Source organism: Vibrio sp. 1069, assembly GCF_033340555.1.
In genome coordinates, this window is the sequence record NZ_JAWOWP010000056.1 from 1 (window position 1) to 1587 (window position 1587).

Annotated in this window: 1 rRNA gene; it reads right to left on the reverse strand. The window is 53.3% G+C overall.

Going from position 1 to position 1587, the window contains the following annotated elements:
• Positions 1 to 1553: ribosomal RNA gene (locus R7040_RS24365) — 16S ribosomal RNA — on the reverse strand.
• Positions 1554 to 1587 lie beyond the last annotated feature (34 nt).

Sequence of the window (1587 nt, forward strand, 5' to 3'; positions counted from 1 at the left end):
TAAGGAGGTGATCCAGCGCCAGGTTCCCCTAGCGCTACCTTGTTACGACTTCACCCCAGTCATGAACCACAAAGTGGTAAGCGTCCCCCCGAAGGTTAAACTACCTACTTCTTTTGCAGCCCACTCCCATGGTGTGACGGGCGGTGTGTACAAGGCCCGGGAACGTATTCACCGTGGCATTCTGATCCACGATTACTAGCGATTCCGACTTCATGGAGTCGAGTTGCAGACTCCAATCCGGACTACGACGCACTTTTTGGGATTCGCTCACTTTCGCAAGTTGGCCGCCCTCTGTATGCGCCATTGTAGCACGTGTGTAGCCCTACTCGTAAGGGCCATGATGACTTGACGTCGTCCCCACCTTCCTCCGGTTTATCACCGGCAGTCTCCCTGGAGTTCCCGACATTACTCGCTGGCAAACAAGGATAAGGGTTGCGCTCGTTGCGGGACTTAACCCAACATTTCACAACACGAGCTGACGACAGCCATGCAGCACCTGTCTCAGAGTTCCCGAAGGCACCAATCCATCTCTGGAAAGTTCTCTGGATGTCAAGAGTAGGTAAGGTTCTTCGCGTTGCATCGAATTAAACCACATGCTCCACCGCTTGTGCGGGCCCCCGTCAATTCATTTGAGTTTTAATCTTGCGACCGTACTCCCCAGGCGGTCTACTTAACGCGTTAGCTCCGAAAGCCACGGCTCAAGGCCACAACCTCCAAGTAGACATCGTTTACGGCGTGGACTACCAGGGTATCTAATCCTGTTTGCTCCCCACGCTTTCGCATCTGAGTGTCAGTATCTGTCCAGGGGGCCGCCTTCGCCACCGGTATTCCTTCAGATCTCTACGCATTTCACCGCTACACCTGAAATTCTACCCCCCTCTACAGTACTCTAGTCTGCCAGTTTCAAATGCTATTCCGAGGTTGAGCCCCGGGCTTTCACATCTGACTTAACAAACCACCTGCATGCGCTTTACGCCCAGTAATTCCGATTAACGCTCGCACCCTCCGTATTACCGCGGCTGCTGGCACGGAGTTAGCCGGTGCTTCTTCTGTCGCTAACGTCAAATAATGCAGCTATTAACTACACCACCTTCCTCACGACTGAAAGTGCTTTACAACCCGAAGGCCTTCTTCACACACGCGGCATGGCTGCATCAGGCTTGCGCCCATTGTGCAATATTCCCCACTGCTGCCTCCCGTAGGAGTCTGGACCGTGTCTCAGTTCCAGTGTGGCTGATCATCCTCTCAGACCAGCTAGGGATCGTCGCCTTGGTGAGCCCTTACCTCACCAACTAGCTAATCCCACCTAGGCATATCCTGACGCGAGAGGCCCGAAGGTCCCCCTCTTTGGCCCGTAGGCATCATGCGGTATTAGCCATCGTTTCCAATGGTTATCCCCCACATCAGGGCAATTTCCTAGGCATTACTCACCCGTCCGCCGCTCGACGCCGTTATCGTTCCCCGAAGGTTCAGATAACTCGTTTCCGCTCGACTTGCATGTGTTAGGCCTGCCGCCAGCGTTCAATCTGAGCCATGATCAAACTCTTCAATTTAAGATTTTGTTCGGCTCAATGAATACTGAACATT